Origin of the sequence: Pseudomonas sp. NFACC05-1 (assembly GCF_900100135.1) — a bacterium.
Lineage (GTDB): Bacteria > Pseudomonadota > Gammaproteobacteria > Pseudomonadales > Pseudomonadaceae > Aquipseudomonas > Aquipseudomonas fluorescens_Q.
In genome coordinates this window covers 22,251-46,515 of the sequence record NZ_FMTR01000008.1, presented here as the reverse complement: position 1 = coordinate 46,515, position 24,265 = coordinate 22,251, and the positions used below count along the sequence as shown (strand labels likewise).

General features: G+C 59.6%; 23 protein-coding genes. 14 read left to right on the top strand and 9 right to left on the bottom strand.

The features are described from left to right. Positions 1 to 4: 4 nt before the first annotated feature. The 7 genes from BLO97_RS14405 to BLO97_RS14375 are packed head-to-tail and all read left to right on the top strand — an operon-like array spanning position 5 to position 6,574. On the top strand, positions 5 to 463 hold the full coding sequence (locus tag BLO97_RS14405) for a DUF6484 domain-containing protein (RefSeq protein ID WP_092143439.1): 459 nt from the start codon (positions 5 to 7) through the stop codon (positions 461 to 463). A gap of 12 nt (positions 464 to 475) precedes the next feature. After that, entirely contained in the window at positions 476 to 1,618 is a 1,143-nt protein-coding gene (locus tag BLO97_RS14400) for a DUF2169 family type VI secretion system accessory protein (RefSeq protein WP_092346375.1), read from the top strand. Continuing rightward, positions 1,615 to 2,679, top strand: coding sequence for a 3-oxoacyl-ACP synthase (locus BLO97_RS14395; RefSeq protein WP_256571885.1), 1,065 nt, complete (start codon positions 1,615 to 1,617; stop codon positions 2,677 to 2,679). Before BLO97_RS14400 ends, BLO97_RS14395 begins: the two co-directional genes overlap by 4 nt. Further along, the gene (locus BLO97_RS32100; RefSeq protein ID WP_092143443.1) at positions 2,676 to 3,593 is read left to right on the top strand and encodes a DUF4150 domain-containing protein; all 918 of its coding nucleotides are present in this window, start codon (positions 2,676 to 2,678) and stop codon (positions 3,591 to 3,593) included. The genes BLO97_RS14395 and BLO97_RS32100 overlap by 4 nt, the downstream gene beginning before the upstream one ends. Next, positions 3,593 to 4,459: a hypothetical protein gene (locus tag BLO97_RS14385; protein ID WP_175456210.1), complete on the top strand. Its 867-nt coding sequence runs from the start codon at positions 3,593 to 3,595 to the stop codon at positions 4,457 to 4,459. The genes BLO97_RS32100 and BLO97_RS14385 overlap by 1 nt, the downstream gene beginning before the upstream one ends. Positions 4,460 to 4,474: 15 nt before the next feature. Beyond that, positions 4,475 to 5,734, top strand: coding sequence for a TIGR02270 family protein (locus tag BLO97_RS14380; protein WP_092346373.1), 1,260 nt, complete (start codon positions 4,475 to 4,477; stop codon positions 5,732 to 5,734). A gap of 60 nt (positions 5,735 to 5,794) precedes the next feature. Then, a complete protein-coding gene (locus tag BLO97_RS14375; protein ID WP_092346371.1) occupies positions 5,795 to 6,574 on the top strand; it encodes an SDR family NAD(P)-dependent oxidoreductase in 780 nt (259 codons plus the stop codon). Positions 6,575 to 6,643: 69 nt separating this feature from the next. On the opposite strand, the gene BLO97_RS14370 is transcribed toward BLO97_RS14375, so the two are convergent. Continuing rightward, entirely contained in the window at positions 6,644 to 7,525 is an 882-nt protein-coding gene (locus BLO97_RS14370) for a LysR family transcriptional regulator (protein ID WP_092346369.1), read from the bottom strand. A 152-nt stretch (positions 7,526 to 7,677) separates the two neighbouring features. On the opposite strand from BLO97_RS14370, the gene BLO97_RS14365 reads away from it, so the two are divergent. Continuing rightward, positions 7,678 to 8,886, top strand: a complete 1,209-nt coding sequence (locus tag BLO97_RS14365; protein ID WP_092346367.1) for an MFS transporter — start codon at positions 7,678 to 7,680, stop codon at positions 8,884 to 8,886. Positions 8,887 to 8,906: 20 nt separating this feature from the next. On the opposite strand, the gene BLO97_RS14360 is transcribed toward BLO97_RS14365, so the two are convergent. The 8 genes from BLO97_RS14360 to BLO97_RS14325 are packed head-to-tail and all read right to left on the bottom strand — an operon-like array spanning position 8,907 to position 17,587. Beyond that, positions 8,907 to 10,226, bottom strand: coding sequence for an MFS transporter (locus BLO97_RS14360; RefSeq protein ID WP_092346365.1), 1,320 nt, complete (start codon positions 10,224 to 10,226; stop codon positions 8,907 to 8,909). Then, positions 10,223 to 11,464 (bottom strand): acetylornithine deacetylase, encoded by a 1,242-nt coding sequence (gene argE / locus BLO97_RS14355; RefSeq protein WP_092143494.1) that lies wholly within the window; start codon positions 11,462 to 11,464, stop codon positions 10,223 to 10,225. The genes BLO97_RS14360 and argE overlap by 4 nt, the downstream gene beginning before the upstream one ends. A 23-nt stretch (positions 11,465 to 11,487) precedes the next feature. Beyond that, positions 11,488 to 12,435, bottom strand: a complete 948-nt coding sequence (locus BLO97_RS14350; protein ID WP_092346363.1) for an EamA family transporter — start codon at positions 12,433 to 12,435, stop codon at positions 11,488 to 11,490. A gap of 46 nt (positions 12,436 to 12,481) precedes the next feature. Then, a complete protein-coding gene (locus tag BLO97_RS14345) occupies positions 12,482 to 13,765 on the bottom strand; it encodes an ATP-grasp domain-containing protein (RefSeq protein ID WP_092224546.1) in 1,284 nt (427 codons plus the stop codon). 9 nt (positions 13,766 to 13,774) lie between these two features. After that, positions 13,775 to 14,632 carry a TauD/TfdA dioxygenase family protein gene (locus tag BLO97_RS14340; protein ID WP_092346361.1) on the bottom strand — a complete coding sequence of 286 codons (858 nt, stop codon included), beginning with the start codon at positions 14,630 to 14,632 and terminating at the stop codon, positions 13,775 to 13,777. Next, the gene (locus BLO97_RS14335) at positions 14,623 to 15,780 is read right to left on the bottom strand and encodes an NAD(P)/FAD-dependent oxidoreductase (RefSeq protein ID WP_175489846.1); all 1,158 of its coding nucleotides are present in this window, start codon (positions 15,778 to 15,780) and stop codon (positions 14,623 to 14,625) included. The genes BLO97_RS14340 and BLO97_RS14335 overlap by 10 nt, the downstream gene beginning before the upstream one ends. Before the next feature lie 13 nt (positions 15,781 to 15,793). Next, a complete protein-coding gene (locus tag BLO97_RS14330) occupies positions 15,794 to 16,915 on the bottom strand; it encodes a pyridoxal phosphate-dependent aminotransferase (protein ID WP_092346357.1) in 1,122 nt (373 codons plus the stop codon). Positions 16,916 to 16,942: 27 nt separating this feature from the next. Then, positions 16,943 to 17,587, bottom strand: a complete 645-nt coding sequence (locus BLO97_RS14325; protein WP_003201856.1) for an iron-containing redox enzyme family protein — start codon at positions 17,585 to 17,587, stop codon at positions 16,943 to 16,945. 366 nt (positions 17,588 to 17,953) lie between these two features. Between BLO97_RS14325 and BLO97_RS14320 the strand changes: the two genes are divergently transcribed. The 6 genes from BLO97_RS14320 to BLO97_RS14295 all read left to right on the top strand — a co-directional run bounded on the left by BLO97_RS14320 (position 17,954) and on the right by BLO97_RS14295 (position 24,258). After that, on the top strand, positions 17,954 to 18,511 hold the full coding sequence (locus BLO97_RS14320; protein ID WP_086936583.1) for a helix-turn-helix domain-containing protein: 558 nt from the start codon (positions 17,954 to 17,956) through the stop codon (positions 18,509 to 18,511). A 314-nt stretch (positions 18,512 to 18,825) separates the two neighbouring features. Then, entirely contained in the window at positions 18,826 to 19,767 is a 942-nt protein-coding gene (locus tag BLO97_RS14315) for a hypothetical protein (protein WP_092224555.1), read from the top strand. 29 nt (positions 19,768 to 19,796) lie between these two features. Beyond that, positions 19,797 to 20,192: a hypothetical protein gene (locus tag BLO97_RS14310; protein ID WP_063321276.1), complete on the top strand. Its 396-nt coding sequence runs from the start codon at positions 19,797 to 19,799 to the stop codon at positions 20,190 to 20,192. 22 nt (positions 20,193 to 20,214) lie between these two features. Beyond that, positions 20,215 to 21,537: a hypothetical protein gene (locus BLO97_RS14305; protein ID WP_092143521.1), complete on the top strand. Its 1,323-nt coding sequence runs from the start codon at positions 20,215 to 20,217 to the stop codon at positions 21,535 to 21,537. Next, the gene (locus BLO97_RS14300; protein WP_139197684.1) at positions 21,537 to 22,601 is read left to right on the top strand and encodes a polyprenyl synthetase family protein; all 1,065 of its coding nucleotides are present in this window, start codon (positions 21,537 to 21,539) and stop codon (positions 22,599 to 22,601) included. Before BLO97_RS14305 ends, BLO97_RS14300 begins: the two co-directional genes overlap by 1 nt. A 22-nt stretch (positions 22,602 to 22,623) precedes the next feature. Continuing rightward, positions 22,624 to 24,258, top strand: a complete 1,635-nt coding sequence (locus BLO97_RS14295; protein ID WP_092346355.1) for a hypothetical protein — start codon at positions 22,624 to 22,626, stop codon at positions 24,256 to 24,258. Positions 24,259 to 24,265: the final 7 nt, after the last annotated feature.

Genomic DNA, 24,265 nt, shown 5'->3' with positions numbered 1-24,265 from the left:
CGCTATGACCGTTGAATACCACCTCCCCGCCTCCTCCACCTCCACGCCAGCGCGCGTGGAGGGCGTCGTGATTGGCGTGCTTCTGGATGTGCCCAAGGCGGACGCCCCAGTGGTGGCCTTCCCCGGTTGCCCCGCTGATACAGGCCTCGCTGCGCGCACGACCACACCGCTCACTCGCGAGGACATCGGCGCCCAGGTCGCGCTGATGTTCGAGGCCGGCGATGTGGCCCGACCGCTGGTGATCGGCCGCATCCAGCGCCTGCCGCAAACCGCCGCGCCTGCCGTCGCCCAGCTGGACGGCGAGCGCTTGGAATTCACCGCAGAACGGGAAATCGTCCTGCGCTGCGGCAAGGCGAGCATTACCCTCACGCGCGAAGGCAAGGTGTTGATCCGAGGGGCCTACCTCTCGAGCCGATCGTCTGGCGTGAACCGCATCAAGGGCGGCTCGGTACAGATCAACTGAGGCAGTGACGCCATGGAATTGGTAAACAAGACCCGCCTGGTCGGCGGCTATACGACCTCAACCGATAAAACGGGCCGTGAATGGCTGGTCGTGGTGGCGAAAGGGACCTACGGCATTCCAGATCACCCTGGACATCCGCCGCGCCTGCTTGAACAACAGGTTCCGCTGATCATGGCCGATGTATTCCCAGGGGAGCCCTGCGAATCAGCCGCGTTATACGAAAACGATTTTGCGCTGCACAAGCCCCGCTGCGATGTTCTGCTGAATGGCCACTGCCACGCCCCCAACGGTGAGCCGGCAACAGAGGTGAACGTAGCGCTGAAAGTGGGGACTCTCGTCAAGGCATTCAAAGTGATTGGGGCACGAAACTATGAGGATAGCGCCCTCTCCCACTCGATAAGCAAACCTGTTCCATTCACCACAATGCCGATTACCTACGCGCAGGCTTTTGGCGGCGTGGATCGCACGCATACAGACCCGGCCAAACACAAATGGTACCCATGGAACCCGGTTGGAGTCGGATTTTACCCCGCAGCGAGCAGTACCCAGACCAATGGCTTGCCGCTCCCCAATACCGAAGAACTGGACAGGCCGGTCACCGCTCCCCACGAACATTACAAGCCAATGGCATTTGGCCCGATTGGTCGGGCATGGCGGCAGCGTATCCAATGGGCCGGCACTTATGATCAGGCGTGGCTTGATCATCAATTTCCATTTCTTCCCGAAGATTTTGACGTGCGCTACTTCCAATGCGCACCCGAGGACCAGCAAATCGATTTTCCCCGTGGGGGCGAAGAAGTCGCGCTGCTTAACCTGAGTGATAAAGGCCGCTCGGCATTCAGGCTTCCGGCAAATCTGAAACTCGCGATGCTTGTCGTTTTCCACGACGACAGCACACGGGAAGCAGCCGCTGTGGTCGACACCATCATTCTTGAACCAGACGCGAATCGCCTGACGCTGACATGGCGAGCTTCTTCACCCCTCGGGCGCAACATCAGGGAGGTGGCCAAGGTCATCGTCGGGCAAACCGCCGCTCAGTTCGAGCAGGCCAAGGCCAACGAAGAACGCATGCGCGCGAAACAACACTTCAAGTCATTGGCTCAACTCATCGCGTGGACAAAGGAAGCCTATCCTCCCGCGGAAGAGGAAACATGACCTCCATGCAGGGGCACGCCCTCTTCATTACCAGCATGGGCATGGCCTGCCCCGTGGGCTTATGCGTCGCCAGCGCCTGTGCTGCCAAGCGCGCCGGGCTGTCAGCACTCCAGGAGCTGCCGTTTTTTGACAACGCGTGCGAACCGATCATCGGCGCGGCGGTGCCCAGCCTTGACCTGGCTTTGCCGGCAGCAGCGCGCATGTCCGAGCTCATGCAGCATGCACTGGTCGAGTTGATACAGGGTGCGCCGAAGCTGGATTGGACAGAAGTGCCATTTCTCCTGTGCCTGGCTGAACCGGAGCGTCCCGGAATCAATATCAGGGAAATAGCCCAGGCCGTCATACAGGACGTATCTTCCAAGTTGGGCATACGGTTCCATCCAACGCATTCCAGGGTCATCCCCTCCGGCCATGTTGCCGGCATGCATGCCCTTCATGAAGCCAGTCGATTAATGCAGGAAACACGGGTCCCCGCCTGTGTGGTGGCGGGTGTTGACTCGCTACTCAGCGCCTTGACGCTGCAGTGGCTGGACGAACATCGCCGGCTGAAAACGGCCACTCACAATGACGGCTTGTTTCCTGGTGAAGGGGCAGCGGCCATCCTGATTCAGGCCTATCGGCAGCCTGGCACCTGCTTGAAAATCTCAGGCCTGGGCTTTGGGCAAGAAGAGGCGCCTCTTTTGTCGAGCAAACCCCTGCGAGCAGGCGGGCTGACCGACGCTGCTCGTACGGCACTCGCCCAGGCCAAACTGGGTCTGCATGAAATTGATTTGCGCCTGTCCGATGTCACGGGAGAGCAATACGGGTTCAAGGAACTTCCGCTGATGGAGGCCCGGCTTTTTCGGACAGTGCGAAAAGAGGATCAGCCACTGTGGCATTGGGCAGAGGCCATGGGTGACACCGGGGCCATTGCTGGAATCGTCCAATTGATACTCGCCGACCAGGCCTTTCGCAAAGGCTATGCACCGGGAACCACCGCGATCTGTCTGAGCAGTGCCCTGGCCGGTGCACGCGCGGCGGCTGTCGTGCGCGACCTTAGCCAGCCAGAGGGGGACCTATGAGCTGCGACGTTTACGCAAACGGCGATGAGATTGCATGCAAAGCGGGTGGCGGCAAGGTCATCGCGGCGTTCCCGGATGTCTGCCTGACACCACCGCCACCTCCGGGGGGACCCATCCCGGTGCCCTATCCGGACACTTCGTTTTCCAAGGACATGAAGAAAGGCAGCAAGACCGTCAAGATCGAAAACAAGGAGATCATGTTAAAAAATCGCTCCTTCTATAAAACCTCCCCGCTGGGCGATGAAGCCGCCACAAGAAGTCAGGGGGCCGGTGTCATCACTCACGTCATCACCGGCAAGACCTATTTTGTTTCATGGTCAATGGATGTTCTTTTCGAAGGCCAGAACGTAGACCGACATACCGATCTCACCACATCGAATCATGCCAGCCCCGCAGCGAATGCGGCCGTGCCCATGGTCAACACCGCCAAATACAGTCCGGTGCAACAAGACGCCAAGGTACCGGGCAAACACAAATGTGAATGTTGCGGCGGCGCGGCGCACTCCAAGGCTCAAGCGAACGGGGAGTACATGACGGAAGACCAGTTCTACGGCACCGCAGAAAATCCCAAGAATGCAGCCGTCCTCGCCAAAGTCCGGGCCAATCCCAAGTGCAGGCACCTGTTGCCACCCGCCGGAAAGCAACCGAGCGGATGCAATAAGTACTATGTAACGAGCAAACGAGAGAAAAACAATATCGAAAATGATTGGATGATGAACCGGCCGGGCTATATGCGTTGGAAAACAGAAGTGGGCCCGGGAGAGCCGGTGGCGCATAGAGTCCCGAAGGCGGCCGGCGGTTGTCCGGCCGGGCAAGGGAATCTCGCGCCTACTGGCAAGAAGTGTGAGAAGCTCGAAGGAGAGCTAAGTACACTTCAAGAGACACGCATCAATAGTTTTCCAAGGCCCGAATGATGAAAGCCTATATTTACAAGCACACCCAAAGACCAGGTTTCCTTCAAGACAGCTTCTATTGGAAGGGCCGAGGATATCACTACAGCGGCTCCGCTCCGGTAGAAGTATTGTCACCTGACGGTTGGATGAATGATGACCCGTGGATTGCCCTTGCTGCGATTCTGGAACAGGCCAAGCATGGCGATTACAGCCACGTAGCCCAACTGCGCAAATGGATAGTGGACCCCGATTGCGATCCGACGTTGGTGTCGGCCTGCCTTGGACTGACCGCTGATGCGGGGATCGACACGGACCTGGATTTCCTTGCCGAGCTCATGATCGAAGCCCCCACCTACCTTCGCATCGAGGCCTGCGTGGCGGCCCAGTGGTCTGGTGTGCTGTGGCTGATACCTTTCATGGTCGAGGCGTGGCGTACGCTTGCACGTCGGGCCGACCGTGCCGCCGTTGAAGCCAATCTAGCCAATCTTCTTGACCCCATTGAAAACGAGCCCGAGTTCTTTGACAGTGGCCTGAACGAAGTCGACTACAAAGCGGCTGTCGATTCACGACTTAGCCAACTGCAGGACGCTTATGGCAGCGATCGCTGCTCAATTTCCGGGGGGATGCCCGTCGACATGAACAAACAAGTCTGGGTCATGAGAAAGTCCCTGGTTCCTTCAGGCACTGACGAATGGATCGATTGGAGCAACTTTCTCATCTGGAGGCGTAAATTCGAAGTGTATTCCGGCGTCGACTGTTCCAGCTTCTACGGAAAAAACGGCGAGTTTCAACCGCTGAATGCGGCCGCTATCCTGGACCGATACATGGCCTCTCCCCTGCACTTCGAAGTCGGTAAACGTTACTTCTTTGGAAACCTGGTGCCGTAACAAGACAGAGACGTCATGGTCCCCATCTCATCAATGATCGAGCAACATGCCGAAGAAGCTTGCTTCCTCATCCTCCTGCACGATCATGCCGTGCGCGCGCCCCACTATGACCTTGATGACCTCGGCAAACTGGACGAACGCATCGACGCTCATCTCGATGGCCTGCGTATTGCCGGCTCAACAAGCCTGGAGATTCTGCTGACCCAGTTGGGCCCGCACAGCGTCGGAGAGATGTTCGCCTGTGTGCTGCTGGCCTTCGAGACGGCCAATGCGAAGGTGCTGTCGCGGCTCAGCGAGCACTTGAGAAGTGCCACGGAAACTGAACGAGGTTACCTGATGGCCCTGGGGTGGCTCGACTGGGAGCGGATATCGCCCTGGATCGAGCGCATGCTCGCCTCCCCCGAGCCCTTGTTTCACCGCCTCGGCCTGGCGGCCTGCGGCATGCATCGCCAGAATCCCGGCCCTATCCTGTTGACCGAACTGTCCCACGCCGACCCCAGCGTGCTGGCACGTGCCGCCCGCACGGCTGGCGAGCTGCGCCGGCGTGACCTGCTGCCGGCGATTCGTGCACACCGCCAGCATGAAGACGCCGCCACGCGCTTCTGGGCCAACTGGGCCACCACCCAAATGGGCGACCAGCAAGCCTTGGAGGCTCTGCGCTCATTCGCCGAGCAACCGGGCGAGTTCCAGTACCGCGCGCTCTGCGTACTGCTGGCCTGGCAAGAACGCGAACCCAGCATCGCCTGGATACGGCAATGGGTACAGGATCCCCGGGATCGGCGCATCGGCCTCCAGGCCCTTGGACTGCTGGGCGATCCGGTCTGCGTGCCCTGGTTGATCCAGCAGATGAGCGACCTGCCCTATGCCCGCGTCGCCGGCGAGGCCTTCAGCATGATCACCGGCGCGGACCTGGCGTTGCTTGATCTGGAATTGCAGGCCCTGCCGAATTTCGATGCGGGCCCGAACGACAACCCTGAAGATCCCAATGTCGCCATGGACCCTGATGAAAACCTGCCCTGGCCCGATTCACAGGCAATCGAAAGATGGTGGCAAGCCAATAGCGGACACTTCCAGGAGGGTACTCGTTATATGCTGGGATTGGCCCATAGTGAACACAGCTTTCAGCAAGCCCTTGTCCGCGGCCAGCAACGCCAGCGCATCGCCGCCGCCTGCGGTCTCGCCCGCTTCCGGCCAGACGTGGCGCTTTTCCCTACCAACGCACCGGCCTGGCGGCAAAAGCGGTTGTTGGGGATGACGGCGGTGTCCGGGCGTTGATCAGGATGTTCATATAGCGCGCCGACGCCTGGCAATCACTTCCCCCCCTTTGGAGGCACCATGCCAAACGCAACTGGACAGAACCCTGTGGCACTCATCAGTGGGGTTGGAAGTGAGATCGGAATCGGCATGGCGATCGCGCGCAGACTGGGTACTGCAGGCGCCAGACTGATCGTCACCGCCAGCAGTGCACGCATCAACGATCGAGTCGCAGAACTGCGCGCCGAAGGGTTCGAAGTCGAAGGACGGGCCCTCGATCTTACCGATGAAAACCAGGTACGTGAGTTTATGGCATGGGCGGAGTCCGTCTGGGGGCAGATCGATATTCTGGTCAACAACGCGGGCATGGCGATGCAAGGCAGCCCGGAGTTTTTTTCCGACGTGGCAAGCATGGATCTGCACACCTGGAACCTGACGCTGGCGCGAAACCTGACCACGGCTTTCCTGCTTACACGGGCAGTTCTGCCCGGCATGCGGGCGCGTCGTTACGGGCGCATCGTCAACATCAGTTCCACGACCGGCACCCGCTGCAGTAACCCCGGTGAAGCGGCTTACAGCGCCGCGAAGGCCGCGATGGTCGGAATGAGCATGAGCCTGGCGCTGGAAGTCGCCCAGCAAGGGATCACGGTGAATAGCGTCGCTCCCGGCTGGATCACCACAGGATCGACCACTCCAGAGGAAGCCAAAGCGGCCGAATACACGCCGATGGGCCGCGCCGGACGTCCCGAAGAGGTCGCTGCACTGGTGGCTTTCCTGGCGTCTTCAGAGGCGAGCTACCTCACGGGGGAAGTTATCGTCGTGGATGGCGGAAACTGCCTGGTGGAGAACAAGGCCCCTTGATCTGAATCCGTGGCCAGCACCTTTCCCATGGATGAGGGAGCGAGCTTGCTCGCGATTGCGGTGGTCCGGTCACTTGAACAACTCACTGCTCATGAAATCAATGAACACCCGCAGTTTCGGCGCCAGGTGTTTGCTTGAGGGCCAGAGCATACGGAAGGTGCTTTGATGCCGATTGAAGTCGTCGAGGACGGTGACCAGTTCACCGCTGGCGATGGCATCGCGCACGGTGAAGTCCGGCACGCAGGCAATCCCCAATGCATCGCGCACGACGTACAGCAACGCCTCGGTGGTGTTGCAGACCAGGGTGGCCGGCAGGTTGAGATCCGGCTGCCCTTCCCCGTTTATCGGCCAGACCTGCATCCTGCCAGTACTGGGAAACTTGTAGAGCAGGCAGGCATGGCGCAGCAGATCCGCCGGCACCTGCGGCGTGCCGTGTTCGGCGAGGTACCGGGGCGAACCGACCACGACGAGCTTGAACGTGCCCAACGGACGGGACATCAGCCGGGAGTCGTTCGGTTCTCCAGTCCGAACGACGACATCGAAACCTTCCTCGATGATGTCCACCAGCCTGTCGGAGAAATCCAGGTCCAGTTCGATACTGGGGTAGCGGCGCATGAAGGCCATCAGCGTCGGCATGACCAAATCTGCAACCAGCGGCAAACTCACCCGCAGTTTGCCCCGTGGCGCCTGGCGGGTTTGCGACAGTTCCAGTTCGGCCGCTTCGACTTCGCAGAGAATACGCCGGCAACGCTCGAGGAAAAGCGTCCCTTCCGCCGTCAGCGTGATACTGCGCGTGCTGCGATGAAACAGCCGCACACCCAGGCGTTCCTCGAGCCGGGCGACGCTTTTGCCCACTGCCGAAGACGAAATGCCCAGCGCCCTGCCCGCCTCTGAAAAGCTGCGGGTTTCGGCCGCGCGAACAAAAAAATCAATCCCGCTCAGTGATTCCACGCCAGGCTCCAATTGCGGACATTTTTTCCGATGTGTTGCGCACTCTAGCATTCTTGTCTCGCCAAGGAGGGGCACTTACCGTAGTCGGCACTTATCAATCTGCGATTGACGCCGCTATCCGGCGGGTCAGAAGCGTTCCAGGCAGGTGACACATGACGATTGCCAATACCCATATCGACGCCGATGCCGAGGTTGTCCCGGACACCGCGCCGCTCCCCATCGGATCACTGTTTGCCCTCGCGCTGGCGGCATTCGTGACCATCCTCACCGAAGCCTTGCCCGCCGGTCTTCTTTCACAGATCAGCGAAGGGCTGGCGATCTCCGAAGCCCTCGCCGGCCAGTTGGTCACGGTCTACGCGATCGGTTCCTTGCTGGCGGCCATTCCATTGACCGCCGCGACCCAAGGCATGCGACGCAGATCGCTGTTGCTGATGGCCATCGCCGGTTTCGCCGTTGCCAATACCGTCACGACGTTTTCTACCCATTATGGCTTGACCATTGTCGCGCGCTTGCTGGGGGGCGTATCGGCCGGGCTGCTGTGGGCCTTGTTGGCCGGTTATGCCGCCCGCATGGTGCCCGAAAGCCAGAAAGGTCGAGCGATTGCAATCGCCATGGTGGGCGCGCCCTTGGCGTTATCCCTGGGCGTCCCGGCTGGCACGCTGCTCGGCAATCTGGTCGGCTGGCGAATGAGCTTCGCCCTCATGAGCCTGTTCGCCGTGGCCTTGATGGTCTGGGTACGACTCAAGGTGCCTGACTTTCCCGGCCAGGCCTCCAGCAAACGTCTTGCCCTGGGCCAGGTCTTCACCCTGCCGGGCGTTCGTTCGGTGTTGTTCGTGGTACTGGCTTTTGTCCTGGCGCACAACATTCTCTTTACCTATATCGCTCCGTTTTTGACGGCGGCAGGCCTGGGCGAGCGAACGGATCTGGTCCTGTTGGTCTTTGGCGTCGCATCGTTGCTGGGGATCTGGGTCGTCGGCGTGCTGATCGATCGCCATCTGCGGGCGTTGACGCTCGCAGGTACGTTGTTGTTCGCCCTTTCGGCCATGATGCTCGGGGCAATGAACGACAGGCCTGCGGCGGTGTATATCGCCGTGGCCGCCTGGGGAATCGCTTTCGGCGGGGCTGGGACGCTGTTCCAGACGGCCATCGCCAAGACTGCCGGAGACGCGGCGGATCTCGCCCAGTCAATGCTGGTCACGGCCTGGAACCTCGCCATTGCCGGCGGCGGGATCGTCGGCGGCATTCTGCTCGATCATCTGGGGGTGGTGGCGTTTGCGCCGGTCCTGGTCGTTCTCCTGCTGCTGACGTTGGCGGTGGTGGGGTCTGCCAGGCAGTACGGGTTTGCGAAGCGCGTTCAATGAACAGGGTGAATCAACGTCACTCAAGTCTCATGCTCTGCCGTCAGCGCCGGGGTGGCGCTTGCCCGGTATTTCGACAGGCTTACCCAGGCCAGCGGTATCGCACTCAGGCAGGCCGCCGCAAACAACCAGTGGGCCGCCGCCAGGGCATCTCCGCTCTGGCGGTAGATCAGGGTAATCAGCGCAGGCGTGGCACTGCCGAAGAGGGTCACCGATAAGGCGTAGGCCAGCGAGACACCCAAGGCCCTGACCTGCACCGGAAACAGCTCTGCCAAGGCCGCCGCAGCCGGCCCGGTGTAAAGCACCATCAACACTGCCAGCGCGCATTGGAAGATGATCAGCGTCTGGAGACTGGGACTGTTGTTCAGCCATACGAACCCTGGGTAGGCACAGAGCGCGACCCCCACGGCACCGATGAGCATCACGGTGTAGCGCCCGATACGGTCCGACAGCAGTGCCGTTAACGGACACAGCAGCGTGATGAGGCCGACCAGCACCAACCCCAGGTAGGCCTTGTTGCGCGGAAGCTCAAGCACCATCGATGCATAGGTCGGGATGAAATTGATCAATTGTGTCGCGACCGTCCAGAGCACGACGATCAACACCCCCATCACGAGGTTGGGCAGATAGGGGCGAAGGCTAGGCCCCTTCCCGGCCATCGCGTGCTTATCTTGATTATCGAGAAAGCGGCGCAGCGGCTCGCTTTCCTCGAGACTGCGGCGAATTTTCAAGCCTGCGACCACGACCAGCAGTCCGAAGACATAGGGCACGCGCCAACCCCATTCATCCAACTGGGCGGGCGTCAGCGCGCTCGACAACAGACTCGCACTTAAACCGCATAGCAGGAATGATCCGGCTTGCGCCACTTGTTGGCTGGACGCAAATAGCGCGCGACGGTCCGCCGGTGCTGTCTCGACAAGATAGGCCAGCGCGCCACCGATCTCTCCTCCTGCTGCAACCCCCTGCAATATGCGCGCGACGACAACGCTCAGCGGTGCCCACCAACCGATGGTTTGGTAGGTCGGGCATACGGCGATGATCAGGGTCCCGGCGCCCATCAGCATGATGGACAGCGTCAGCGCGGCCTTGCGCCCCTGGCGATCGGCATAGCGCCCCATCAGCAGCGCGCCCAACGGTCGGGCCACGAAGCCGACGGCGAGCGCCAGGTAGGACGCGAGCAACGACATCAATGGGTCGGAAGCCGGAAAGAACGCTGCGGCAATCTGCAAGGAGAAGATCGCAAACAGGGTGAAGTCGAACCATTCCAGTGCGGCGCCCACGCTCACCGCCAGCACCAGTTTCCTGCGTTCGCGCCCCTGGCTATCCAAGGCTGTGGCGCTCATTGCGCAGCCCCTGCGGGAATTGGCGGCAATGGCTCACAACGTGCCAGGCGGCGCAGGAACTGTTCACAGGCCTTGAGCTGGGCCAAGTCCACATACTCGTTCACTTTGTGCGCTTGCTTGATGCTCCCTGGGCCGCAGACGATCGTGGGGATCCCTGCGGCCTGAAACAGTCCGGCCTCGGTGCTGTACGCCACTCGCTGTCGGCCATGGGCCATTGAGCTAGCCTCGCGGACCCACTGCGCGAATGCCTGGTTGCCCTTCTCATCCAACCCCGGAGTATGCAGCGTGTGGGAAAACTCGATGGACGCCGCCCAAGCGCGATCATCCGTCTCACTGTGCATGGCCTGCTTGGCGTCGTCCTTGATCTGTACCAGCAGTTGCTCGGCATCACATCCGGGCAGGTAGCGAATCTCGAAGTCAAAGCTGCATTGACCGGGAATGACATTACCAGCGACACCGCCATTGACCCGGCAGACCTGGACAGTGGTGTACGGGACATCGAACCCGCTGTCCAACGGCCCCTGTGAAAGTCGCCTGGCCACGTGCTGAAGCTGCATTTGTACCCGTGCGGCATAGTCGATAGCGTTGACCCCCTCGTTCGGCAACGAGGAGTGCGCCACTTTGCCATGGACACAGCAATTGATTTCGTGACGCCCTTTGTGGCCGATCACCAACGCCATTGAAGTCGGCTCGCCGACAATGCAACCGGCGGGCTCCAACTGCGCCTGGGTGATGAACGGGGCCAGATGTTTCGCCCCCATCGCACCCACTTCTTCGTCATAGGACAAGGCCAGGTGAAAGCTTTGTCGTGCAGAGGCCATCAGCTCGGGAACCATCGCCAGCACCACGGCGATGAACCCCTTCATGTCCGAACTGCCACGACCGTAGAGCCGGTCCTGATCCAGATAAGCGCTGAACGGGTCCTGCGCCCAAGCCTGACCCGCTACCGGCACCACGTCAGTATGTCCGGACAGGATGATGCCCCCGGGGCGTGGCGGTCCAAGGCTGGCAAACAGGTTCGCCTTGCGCCCGGAGGCGTCCGGTAGAATCTGGGCCTGTACCCCGAAACCGTGCAGATACCCGCTCACCCATTCGATAAGGTCCAGATTGGAGCGGTCGCTGACAGAAGGGAAACCGATCAAGGTTCGTGCGATTTCCAATGTGCGTGCCAGTACGCTGCGGTCGTCGTTCGAGCAAGCGTCTGCCGCCCCCTGCGCAAAGGCCAAGGAAAGAGTCATGGGATGCTCCAGCAAACAGAAGTCTATTTTTGAAGGGCAACAGGCATAGGCCCTGAATGAACAACGCGCCTGTCTCGCGAAAACCAGACGTTGGACAACAACACCGCCACGCACACCACCGTAACCAGGACGGGAACCCAAGGGCTATGCCAGGTGGAGAGCACGAACTCGGCGGCCAAGGCAATGACCGGCACGCAAGGCGTGAGAATGGACACCCGCCCACCTCCCAGGTGCTGAATGGCAAATTGCAGGGCAAACACCGGAATCAGCACGCTGACAAACGCCAGCTTGATCAATTGGCCGAGCATGGCGCTATCCAGCGTGAGCAGTTGGTGCAGATTTTCCCGGCCGACCCACCCTGTGACGATCAATAGCAGGAAGAACCTGACGCACAGGATATCCATGGCGCTGTACTTGCTGTCGCGGTTCAGTCGAGCCGAGCAGAACACATAGATCCCGCCAGTGATCCCGGCAACACTCGCCAGGGCGATGCCCTCATGCAAGTTGACCAGGCTTACCTGGGCCGTGACCCCAAGCGCGAGACGCATAAGGACCAACGCCATCAGCGACAGCAGGATCAGCAGCGCGCCCAGCCAGCGGGAACGACTGACCGAGGAGCGCGCCACCAGCATTTCACAGGCCACCACCACCAGCGGCATCCAGCCCTGATAGATGGCCGACTCCACCGACGCCTCGATGCGCTGCAATGCCATGAACATCAACCACCAACTGAACAACGTCAGCACATTGAGCAGCAGCACGCCTCGCCACTCCTCGCGCAGCAGGCGAAACGGGTCATGACCCCGCAAGGTATGCACCAGGAAAAATACCGCCCAGGCCATCAGGAAGGTAATGAATGTCAACGCCGCCCCACTGATACGGGTGAACGCCACCATGACCCAGACGGCCGAGAGCGCCGTCGAGATGCAGTAGACCGCCATGCTGACGGCACCGAGTATTCCTGTCTTCATGCCTGCTCCTTGAGAAAAACCTGTGCTTGGCGCCCTACCTGATCGATCAAGCGGTTCCCGGCTCCAGCACTTCCACCTGGGTCGGTACGTAGTGCTGCAAAGCCTCGAAGTCGGCGCGAAGTACCTTTGGGTCTGCGTTATACAAAGTCAGGATGCCCGCGGTATCGGCCAGGGACCGGGAGTCCACCACCATTCCGGGGGCGACCCGCCAGTCGATGTTGTAGATACTGGAAATGGGGGGCTCGTTGAGCTGGCTGATCCGGCCTTTGCGTAAGGGCAACAAGGCGGACACCACGTTGTTCTTCTCGTTGGGCTTGATGTCATCGAGAGCTGCGACGCCGGCTGTGAGGTAGAGATTGGCGTCGATCAGGTTGATGTCGCTGTTTTTCTCGTGGTACGGCACCCCGATGCCGCCAGGTACGCGCGCGGCAATTTCCAGGAACACCGGATAACCGCGCTTGCGGTCCACGAAGACCTCGTGGTGCGTCGAACCGTTGCGAAAGTTCAGGGCCGCAATCACGTCCCGATTGAATGCCTCCAGGGTCGCCTTGAGCGTGGGGTCGGCCACGGGAATCACGCTCAAGGGCTTGCCCTGGACAAAGTCAAAGTTGGTGCAACCCAGTTCCAGCACACCGCAGTAGCGGATTTGACCGTCGACCACAAACGAGTCGCATTGGAACATGTCGCCGTCAATGAACTCGTCCACCTCGTAATCAAAATGATACGGTGAGGCCAGCACTTGTTCGCGGGCCTTGATGAATTCGGCCTCGTTGCGAATGATCGACACCTCGAAACTGCCCGCCGCATTCACCGGCTTCAGCACCAGGGGCAAACCCAATCGCGCCGTCAGCTCGGCGTAGTAAGCCTGCGGCTCAGCCGATAGCCGTACGTGATCCAGTGGCACAAACTCGGGAATGCGTATCCCCTTCTGGCTGACCGCGTGTTTCATCAGCACTTTGTCGCGAAAGTTCGCCACGATCGCCTGTGTATCACCCTCTAATCCGAACTCCTCGCGCAACTGAGCCGCCAGCTCAACGTGGCACTCTTCCTGGCAGAAAATACGCAATGACGAAGTATTGCCCTGCACGGCTCGCAGCTCATCGCTGATGATGCTGCGACATTGGTCATGGTCCAGCAGCGGACGGATGTTGCGCTGCAGGTCGGCATCGACGCGCACAACCTGTGAGACATTACGCTCGAGCGCGGGCGGCAGGACGTCGGCATGATAGGCGATCAGCACTGTCCGGCAATCTCGACCCAGCGTCTGCAACGCCTTCTCGGAGGCAAAGTTAAGGTAATGGGGCGTCAGGAAAACGATGGTCTGGATCATAGTAGTGCCTCACTGGAAATCGACGTTCATGCGATAGAGAAGGCGCGCATCGGCGCCCCCTTCACTTTTGGGTATTGGCGGACCTTTATGCAGCGTTGAGAGGTTGTCCCAGATGACGATGTCGCCTGGGCGGTAGGCATGCCGATAGCGCGGTGCGTGCTGGACAAGGAAGTCGACCAGGCTGTCGAGAATGCGATGGGACAGTGCAGGCGTTACCCCTTCTATTTGCATGGCCGTTGCAGCCGGTGCATACAGTGACGCCGTGCAAGCGAGCGGGTGTTTGTACACCAGGGGGTGGACCACGGTGTTTTCCAGTGCGCCAGCCTCCTGGGAATTGAGCTGTTGCACCGCGGCGTCGGCATTGCGCAGCGCGTCGCGATTGCCGAAACGGTGGTGAACCCGCAGGTTTTCCAGGTCGAGACCTTTCAGGTACGGCGGGCAACCTGGGCTTTCCAGCCACTGGCGAACCTGATGCAGGCCTGCGACACAATCGATGAATTGGGTCTCGCCGTGTTGGTCGGGTACACGTACCGACAGCAGTGACGTGAACACCGTGTTCGCCGATTTGTACGACATGTCGGTGTGCCAATACCCTCCTCCTTCATGCACGCCCAAGGCCTGGCCGTCCCGATGGAGATTGGTCACAGTCAGCACTTCCCGATAATCCTCGAGGCAGTACTTGGCCAACACATGATGGACAGGCGAGCCCAGCCTGCGCATCAACTGCACATAAGGGGCGACGCTGACGTCCTGGTTGGCGATGACCAGTACCTTGGCCTGGGCGATGGCCTGCTTGAGCGCCGCTGCCGACTGCCCGAGCACGTCGCCAATGTCCAGGCGTAGCGGCTGGAACATCCTCACGCCCATGACCGCAGTCCTTCTCGCAGCGATATGGCGGCACTCATTTCTGCAGCTGCCGGCACCATCGTGTTGATCGACGCATAACCTGAGGCAGCACCCGCGAAATACAGGCCTGCGACAGGGCTTTTCCCATCCTGGTGACAGGTAAAGCCGGTTTGCTGGTTGAGCAGTTGCGGCCAGTCGGTGGCGGGCAGTTGTGCGGTGACGCCGATGGCCGAAACAAGGCATTGCTCCTTCGCCGACACATCCAAATGCAACTCATGCCCGTCGAATGCCTGGGCGACGACCAACCGGCCCGCCTCTTGAGCCTTGCGACAGGAAGCCTGGAGCAGCGGATGGCCGTTGAGTGACGCCGGAAGGTCCATGACGACCTTGTCGCCTTCCTGGCGAATGCTGTTGTAGGCATGTAGCCAGATATTGGCCCGGCCCGTGCTGCTGGCGCTGTTGAGCGGCCCTTGAAAGGAGCTGGACGAAGTCTTGGCAATCATTTCCAGCGTGCGCTGGCTCAGGGACCTGAGGGCAAAGCGATCATCGGTCTCTTGGGGATATAGCCCCAGATAGGATTTGATCAGGATCGACACATTGCGGGCGAACGGCGCCAGGAGCAGTGCGATCTGGAACGCACTGTTACCACTGCCGAAGATGACCACATCTTGCTGCAGGAAACGATGGGCCTGGCCCCGCGCAACCATTTGATAGACGTCAAAGCAATTGAACCAATGGGCACTGGGCATTTCGAAGGGCGGCGCCTTCGGGCGAATCCCGGTTGCCAGGATAATCTGCTGTGCACGCAAGGAACGATGCTGGGAACCCGGGGCCAGGCTCACCTCGAACAGCCCCTGGACCTTGCTGACGGTGACCACCCGTTGCTGGATCTTGGTCAATTGCAAGGCTTCGAAGTTACTACGGATGTAGGCTGCGTATTCCTCACCGGTGGGGCTGACGCACAACTTGCGCATGAACCTTTGCAAGGGATAGGGCGCGCCTTCGATCTCCAGTTCATTGCAGTAGGACTGCAATGGATGATCGCCCATCATGCCCATGCACCCCCCGAATACATCGCTGATGACAGCGACTTTCAGGCCCAGATCAATCAGCCGGATACACTCGCCAAGCCCTGCGGGACCGCCGCCTACGACAATGACGTCGAACACATGCTGCTCCATTTCAAAAACCCTCCAGGCGGACACAGGCTTGATCAACAATGGGTTTGGCTACCGAGAAAGAAAACCGGACATAGGTGGGGCATGGCCCCTGGTAGAAGGGCGTCGCGGGCAATGGCATGACACCGCAACGAGCGGCCAGGTGTTGACTGAATTCAACGGGGGACAATAAAGGCGCCCGCCGTGAATAGTCGGCCATGATGTAATGGCCGCCCGCCGGTAACCGGACATCCAGCCTGGCAGCCCTCAGCGCACCTGCCAGGCGATCGCGTTTGTGCTTGTAGTGCTCACGCAAGCTATCCAGTCGCCCGACGGTCAACTCATCGAGCAAAACAGCAACGGCCGCCTGTATGGGGGTGGGTTGGCAATAGCTCAGGTAGAGGTGGTGGGCATAGGCTCGCTCCATGAAGGTTGCCTGCGCGCATAACCAGCCGATTCGCACGCCCGTCATGGACAACAACTTTGAAGCGCTGCCTGCCACCATCATGGGAATCTGCTGGCTGGGGTAGCGCGCCGGTGTGTCAGCGTCGTACTGATAGTGACGATAGGCTTCGTCGACAATCACCATGAAATCATGGTTTTTTGCCAGCGCCACCAGGTGCTGCCAATCATCAGCGGACATGCACCACCCTGTCGGGTTATGGGGCGTATTGAGCAGCAGTATGCGAACACCCGCGCGCAACTGCTGTTCGAGCAGTGCCCAATCGGGGCCGATCGACTCCCCTACCGACAACGGCACTGCAACAAACTCCAACCCCAGCAACGTGGCCATTCCTGGGTAATAGGGATAAAAAGGCTCAAAGAACGCGACCCGGCTGCCGTACTGCGTGGACGCTGCGTACAGGGCCAAGTACAAGGCCTCGGTACAGCCACTGGTCACCAGCACTTCGCTGTCGGGCGCATAGCCGGCACTGTGGGCCGCAATGCTTTCGCGCAAAATCATTTCGCCGCGTGGGTCGGCGTACTGCCAGCCCGCCCTGACCTGGCGGGCCAACGCCGCATTCATGGCATTGTCAAACAGGGGTTCAGGAAGCCCTTGCGAAAGGTTCAACGCTCCTGAGGATGCTGCATATGCACTGGCCTCCCTGAAGGGCGCCACTCGACCAATCAATGTCAAATCATCCATGACTTCCCTCCCCCCTGTATTGATCGGTCAGGCGTGAGTGGCTACTCGGTTGAGTCCTTGCCAGAATCGGGTCAACAAGTTCAGTACATCGGCAGCGCCCTCCAGAATATTGTTGCCGTTGTCAGTGTCCCGGGCCGCCTCCATGACCGCGTCACTGATCCATTGCACATGATCGGTTTCTACCAGCATGTGCAGATAGAAATAGGTGAAGTCTTCGTGTTTCCACCCGCTGTAGAGGCGGAAACCTTCGTACAGGTTGGCGATCATCGGAAAGCCGAACTCTTCGATAACGTAATGAGCACCAATGGCATGCTCTGTCGAACCCTCGAGGAAAATTCGACGCAGGCCATCGACCAACTCACTGGCTTCGGGAATATATTCAACCTTCTTCCAGTCATCCAACGTGATGCCAACGCCGGCAAGTACACGCTCGAACATGATGAAGTGTGCCTCGCCTACCCCATCGCCCAGCTCGGACACGACCGTGCGCGCCAGCTTCATCCGAATCACTTCGCTGTCGGTGCGGTGCGAGGTACCCGCCAGGATCTGGGGGAACGTACGAATGTAATAAAAGTACTGCTGGAACACTTTCTTCAGCGTTGCCTTGGGCAGCGGGGCCTGTCGAAAGGTTTTATAGAACGCATTGGTGTTGATCCCCGAAGCCGTGATCATTCCTTTAATCGAATGAATGATTTGCTCACCCGTTAGACAGCCTTGTTCCATTTGCTGAGCCGGCATAGATCCCCCCAAATACGATAAGGTAGCTTGGATGGCCGCGACGGAATGTCGCTGCGCGTTTCAGATAGTAAACAAGCAATTCACGCAAACAAATTGATACTTTTAATCGAAGGCGTTCCGAACAATAGATTTATTTTTAAACATGAAAATCGTGATATTAATTCCATTTAGAATCAATTGATTATAAGTTTGTAATATTTTATCGCACAAAAATAGAGCATTATCTTTTTTTTGCACCAGCAAGATGCATGTCGGGCGCTAAGCTCAAATTAAATCACCCCGATTTGGAAGTCTTCTATAGTGAACAATCAACCCATTGACATCGCATTCACCATCAAAGCCGAGCGAGCCGCCCGGGAATGGTCCATCGGCGAGCTCGCCCAGCTATCCGGCGTATCGAAGGCAATGATCAGCAAAATTGAAAACGCACAGGTCAGCCCGACGTCGACGATCCTGGGCCGGTTGTCGGGAGCTTTCGGCTTGCCCCTCTCCACCCTGTTGCATCGAGCCGAGGGACGCTCGGGACTTCTGTCAAGGGCGGCGGAGCAACCGCGTTGGGTCGACCCGGAAACTGGCTACGCGCGCCAGCAAGTCTCCCCGCGGGAGGGTTGGCCACTGGAGCTCATCAGTGTGCAACTGCCTGCGGGCGTGCGTATCAGCTACCCGGCCACGGCCTATGCGTTCCTTCATCAGCAGGTGTGGGCCACGCAAGGCACGCTGACGTTTACCAAGGGCACCACCACCTACATCCTGGAGCAAGGCGACTGCTTGCAATTGGGGTTGCCTGAAGAAGCCTGCACGTTCGAAAACGCCACAGCGCAAGTGTGCGAATACGTCATAGCCCTGATTCGCAAGTAGCAACCGCCCCATCGGTGCCCGCCTGCACACCGACCGCACCATCCAGACGTTCATCCAGGGCGGCGAGCGCACGGCATTCGCGCAATATGCTTATGTAGACCGGGAGGTGAATCGTCGCGCAAGAAGCCGGAGTGTCCCGCTACGGTTTCTTGCGAAATGGGCGGGTGCCAGAGGTATCGATAAGCGCTGGCATTTCTTATATCTGGCCGAACCGACGCCTCTTAAACAAATTTTTAAGAAAAAAGGTGGACTTTTAAAAACCTGCTACATTCGAGTGTGAGATGGATTCTCACAGACATCAGGAAGGTACAGGGATGACCAATTTCGACGCTGCCGCAGGCATCAGCGTGACGGAGCTCAACACCTTGTTGGGCGAGTATTACCAGAACGCCCCCAGCACTAATGACCCATTCAAGGGCAGCCTGCCCAAAACCCTGCCAGACCTCGGAGCAGTGACGCTGACTTGGGATGTCGGTGCTGCGCCTAGCCTTGCTTTCGGCCCTCCCTCCCCGGCTATCTGGAATGCCGCGCTTGCGCCGAACGGCGAAACCAATGGTTCCCAGAGCATCCCTTTGCCCAGTTTGCCAATGGTCCAACTCACCTTGCCGATGCTGACGGCCAGCTACACGCTGGGTACTGCGCCCGCGGTAGGCGGTACCGCCCCGAGCGTAGTGGTCTACGCCACGCTCACCTTTACGCCGGGAACACTGGCACTCGACTTGGTGGCAGTGTCATTGGACGAGAGCAAATTCTCCGCGTGGGACATAGCCATATTCAACCTGATGCTGTTGCCGCAGATATTCACCTCTGCTAATCAGATGCTGGCCCTCGTGCACCTGCCCAACCTCGATTGGAACGGGGTGACACTCAACCCTGTACAGCTGCAACTCACTGCAAGCTATTTGCTCGGTGCGACGACGCTGACCACCAACACCAATGCGCTGGATATCGACGGAGTAACCTGGCCCACCGATCCGGTATTCGTGATCGCCAGCAATACGCTGATCAACACGGCAATGGCTGTTTTCTTGAAGCCTTACCAGGGGTATCCGTTCTCCGACAGCGGCGACTTCAAGAAACTGGCCGATTGGAGCTACAACGGCTCGATCTCCTCGCTCTCGGCCACAGTCAAGCAGGTGGCCCCCTTGACCATCAATGCCCAGTTGAGCGCTTCGCTCAACGCGCAGGCCACCCTCACTGCGGCAGGCATGGCCCTGGCGGCGGCAGGTTGTGCCCTCGGTGCGGCCCTGCTGTAACCCTCAAATTCCTTGCCGGAGCAACGCCCATGTCGAGCATGTTTGATTACGATGTTTCCATCAGTCCTTCGCCCGCCGAAATCGATCTGACCGTGGCAGTCGATGGCGTCGCTATCAGCGCGACGATAACGTCGGTACCGTCGCTGACGTTTAAATTGACGCCGACAGGAAACCTGGTCCAGAAGATTCTGTCCGCGGTTGCCTATCCCATTGCGACCCTCATCGCCGCAGAGGTCAAGGACAAACCCAAGGACGCATTGCAAGGCAAAGTCGAGCCCATCGGCTCTGTGCCCAACTACGATACCAATGGTATCCGCATCGCCCCCAGCGCTCTGACCTTGGGTAGCGTCAACATCGGCGATAGCCCGATGTTGAAAATCGTCGCGACGCTGGCGATCACCACTCCTCCCTCTACCAGCGTCTGATCTGCCTACGAGAGCGCATCGCATGCCTACTATCGACGACTTCCTGCCGAAATTGACGGCTGCCTCCGGCACAGCTTCCTTGGCCGCTACCCTGCCCCAACAATTTTCGGTATCGGCTTGTGGCCCCTATCCGTTGGCCAGCCATGTGGACATTCCCAGCAATTCCAACGGTGGCGAATTACTGCTGGCATTGAACGACATCTCGGTGTCGCCAGTGACGTTGTTATCCATCGTTCCCGACCATGATCCCCGCCGTATCGTGGTGACCCTGGCGCCGATGCAACTGAACGGAACCTACGAACTGTTTGGCCTGGAAAGTGCGAAGGTGCAATTGGATACCGGTGGATTGATGGCGCCGCTGGCAAGTTTTGCCGTGGGTGCGAGTACTGTTGATGATACCGATCCACCGACTATCACCGAGAAACAGTATGACCAGCTGCAGCAAGCCAACGATCAGCGTACCCAGTTGAATCAGACTGCGAACGGCCGCTCCCTGCTGGATATGTTCAACCAACACAACGACGCCTACAACGCTGTCTTCACTACCAATGCACGTTTGCGCAAGCTCTGGATAGGCGATGGCGCCACCGAGCAGATGTCCGACTATACGTCCCAGGCGTTGGATACACCGGGCATGCCGGTCAATCCAGCGATCACGGACAAGTCCTTTGGTACGACGTCGCAGTCCTACAATGAGAACGCGTTAGCGCAACAACTCAATCTCTACGGCGCCTGTTATCACCCCTACCCCGAGGCCGCGACGGCCGCGCTGACTTTTCAGACGCAAGTTGCCAACGCCACCCAAAACACCCAGCAGAATGTGGTGCCTATGACCGCCCAGGCTGTCTATAGCGCTGTCGATAAAGCCTCGCCTGCGAATCAGGCAAACTTCCTGTTGCAGACCCAGGGCCTGGAAAGCGCGTTGTCACGGATCCTCGAAAATAGCCATGACGATACCGACCTGGATCTATGCGCCCAGCACGGTTTCATCATGGACGCCGAGACTCAGGCGCGTGTGCAGTCCATCTATGCCGAATCATTGCGTCTGCACGACCCCAAGCGCCGCTTGCCCCTGCATAGCGGCCCCTTCTCCAGTTCGCTCGCGCAAAGCCGCTTCGTCTTCGCCCTCAGCGAGCAGCCCGATGGCGCGCTGACGCTCAAACTGCAACGCAGCAATTTGAGCGTGCCGGCTCTAGACCTTGACAGCGCGCAGTGGCAGGGCCAGGCCGGTGAGGTCGGTCGCTCGCGCCTGGGCAGCGCCAACTTCATCCGAGGCATCCTCGAAGACCGCATTGCCAGCCAACTGACTCGCGTACTGCGAATGCTCGCCAGCCAGGAGGCATGATGTCGGCAAGCGACTCCATTGCTGTTGTCATCGCGCAACAGCCGACAGCATCGTCGGCATCAGTGTACGCGCGCATCAGTGAAGAACTGCTGGCCGAAGACCTCGTGCGTTTCCGGCAGGAAGTGGAGCTGGCGTTGGAACCGCAGGCGCCCTACCTCACCGACGTGGAACGGCAGATGTTTGCCGGCGGTAAAAAGATACGCCCCTTGGTCATGCTCCTGTCGGCGCGGCTCATCGCGCAGGATGGGCCTCTGCCCGACAAGGTCTACAAAGGCGCGGCATCGCTGGAGATGCTGCATGTGGCCACCTTGATCCACGACGACATCGTGGATGAGGCTCAGCTGCGACGAGGACTGCCATCGGTGTCGGCGGCTCGCGGCAGCAAGACCGCGCTGCTGATTGGCGATCTGCAATTCGTACAGGCGCTTCGCGGGTTCGCCACCGCCGTGGATACCGAGCGCGACATGACCTTGGTGCGGTTGGTGTTGGATACCGCGTTCGATATCTGCCGAGGGGAGTTGGACGAATTGGACCGGACTTTGCCCGAGGATCACGATGCACGCCTGGCGCGCTATTACCAGACCATTGACCGCAAGACCGCAGTCTTGTTTCGCCTGGCCTGCCAGGGGGGTATCGATCTGGCCGGTGGGCGTAGCCGTGATGCCCGCCGCGGTGGCTTCTTCGGGCGCGCCTTGGGTCGTGCGTTCCAGATCATGGACGACGTGCTCGATGTGGTGGAGTACGAAAGTTCGGCGGGCAAGCAGTCAGGTATCGACCTGTTACTGGGTCGACTGTCGCTGCCACTGATCTATGCGATGGAGACGCTCGGCCCGACACATGCAATCAGCCAATCGCTGCGCGAAGGCACGCCATTGACGGGGCATCGTTTGGGCGATGCATTGGACGACTTGCGTGATTGCGGCTGTATCGACAAGGCCTACGCGGCTGCCCGGCGCGAAGCCTTGCAGGCGCTGTTCTATCTCGAGCCATTTCCTCCAGGCCGCTATCGCGATGCACTGGAGGAACTGGCACTACACGTCGTTGACCGCCCATTGAACGGCTGACCCTGCACCTGACGGAGCACCCATGAGCACCTTGATGAGTTTTTTTCTCGACACGCTGCAACCGTGCCTCAACGACCCGGACAATGCCAAGCTATGGCTGCCCAAGCAACTGGCGGAGATGCAAGGGGGGGATGGAAATCCGGTGCTGCCGGTGCATGCCGACGAGCAGGATCTGGGCTATCTGACCGGCGACAATGGCAACTATATCGCCCAGCGGTTCGCCAACGTATGGTCACTGATGAACGACGAAGACGCCGTGCCCGATCCCAAAAAACCGTATCCGTACCTGAGTCTGTCTGCAGTCCTGGTGGACGGTTTGCAGAACATCTTCGTTAATCCGTCGTCCTCCACACTCACGGGCCAAGGCTACTCCATCACCCTGCCATTGCTGTTCAATTACTATAACGGCCCCTCGGGGCAGACACATTTGCCGCCGCTGACGATGTCTGGCAACTATCGCATCGACCAGTCGCTCCTGATCGGGGACGCTCCCGACACCTCGACCACTGACATCATCGGCACCGGTGCGTTCACTGTCGCGTTCAGTGAATGCATGTTGAACGCGCAGGTCAGCGTGACCATCGAAGGCAGCGCCGCAACCCGTTCCCTGGCCATCGGGGTGAGCGACCTGAAAATCACCAACGTCAAGGGCGGTTCCATCACGCTGAACTTCACGCAACTCACGCTGGATGGCGACCTGACGGGAAAAGATGAGCTGATTGAGTTGATCAGGCAGGCGCTCAGCGCTTCCCAAGGCCAGGCAGCCATGGTCGGCGCGTTAAGCAGCATGTTGAATTTGCCCTCCAACTTGCAAAGCGTCAACGACATGCTCGGCACACAGGCCGAGAACCTCATGTCCAGTGTGTTCGGCCCCCTCCCTGCCCAAGGCCTGCCCAATGACGACAGTGGCCAGGACGCGGCCTCGCCCGTGGACCTGTTCCTGTTCGATCGCACGCGCGTGGCACTGAACGAAGCGAACAGTAACTGGTATCTCCCGTGGCAACTCGCGTGTTCGTCGGATCCGGTGCTGGAGCCTTATTCCAATCCTCAGATCGACATACCCGATCAGACGTATGGGGGGCTGAAGTACACCAACATCCAGTTGACCAAACTGACGCTTTCGGGCGGTTCCAACGCTCAAGCACCGCTGTCGGCGGTTACGCTCAGCACTCCGCGGATTGCCGCCACGCTCAATTTCGGCGCTCTGGCAGAGGGGCCGGTACGGCAGCTCGACCGCCCGGGCCCGACGGTCAGCCAGCCCGTTCCACCGGCACCGCCGCTCACCGTGAACGCCGGGTTCTCGCTGACCCAGCAGGGCCTCAAGCCAGTCCTACTGCAGGGCACCCTGACCGCGACTGTGGTCAACCTGCGAAGCTCGCTGACGATCACCCCGTCAGGCGCCGATGTGAATGCCTTGACGCTCACGATCAGCGATATCAGCGCAAACCTGGACAGTGCCCAGATAGATGTGTCGGTGACGCTGACGCCTCACGATGTCTCACTGGAGCAGATCATCGGCCGCTTGTTCCAGAAACCCGAAGTCCAGTCACAGATCGCCAAAGCGCTGAACAATGCGCTCAGCGCCCAGGCGCCGCAGCTATCGGAAGAGTTCAGCCAGATCGCGCGTAAAGCCATCCTCAACCAACTCAACAGTTAGGAGAACA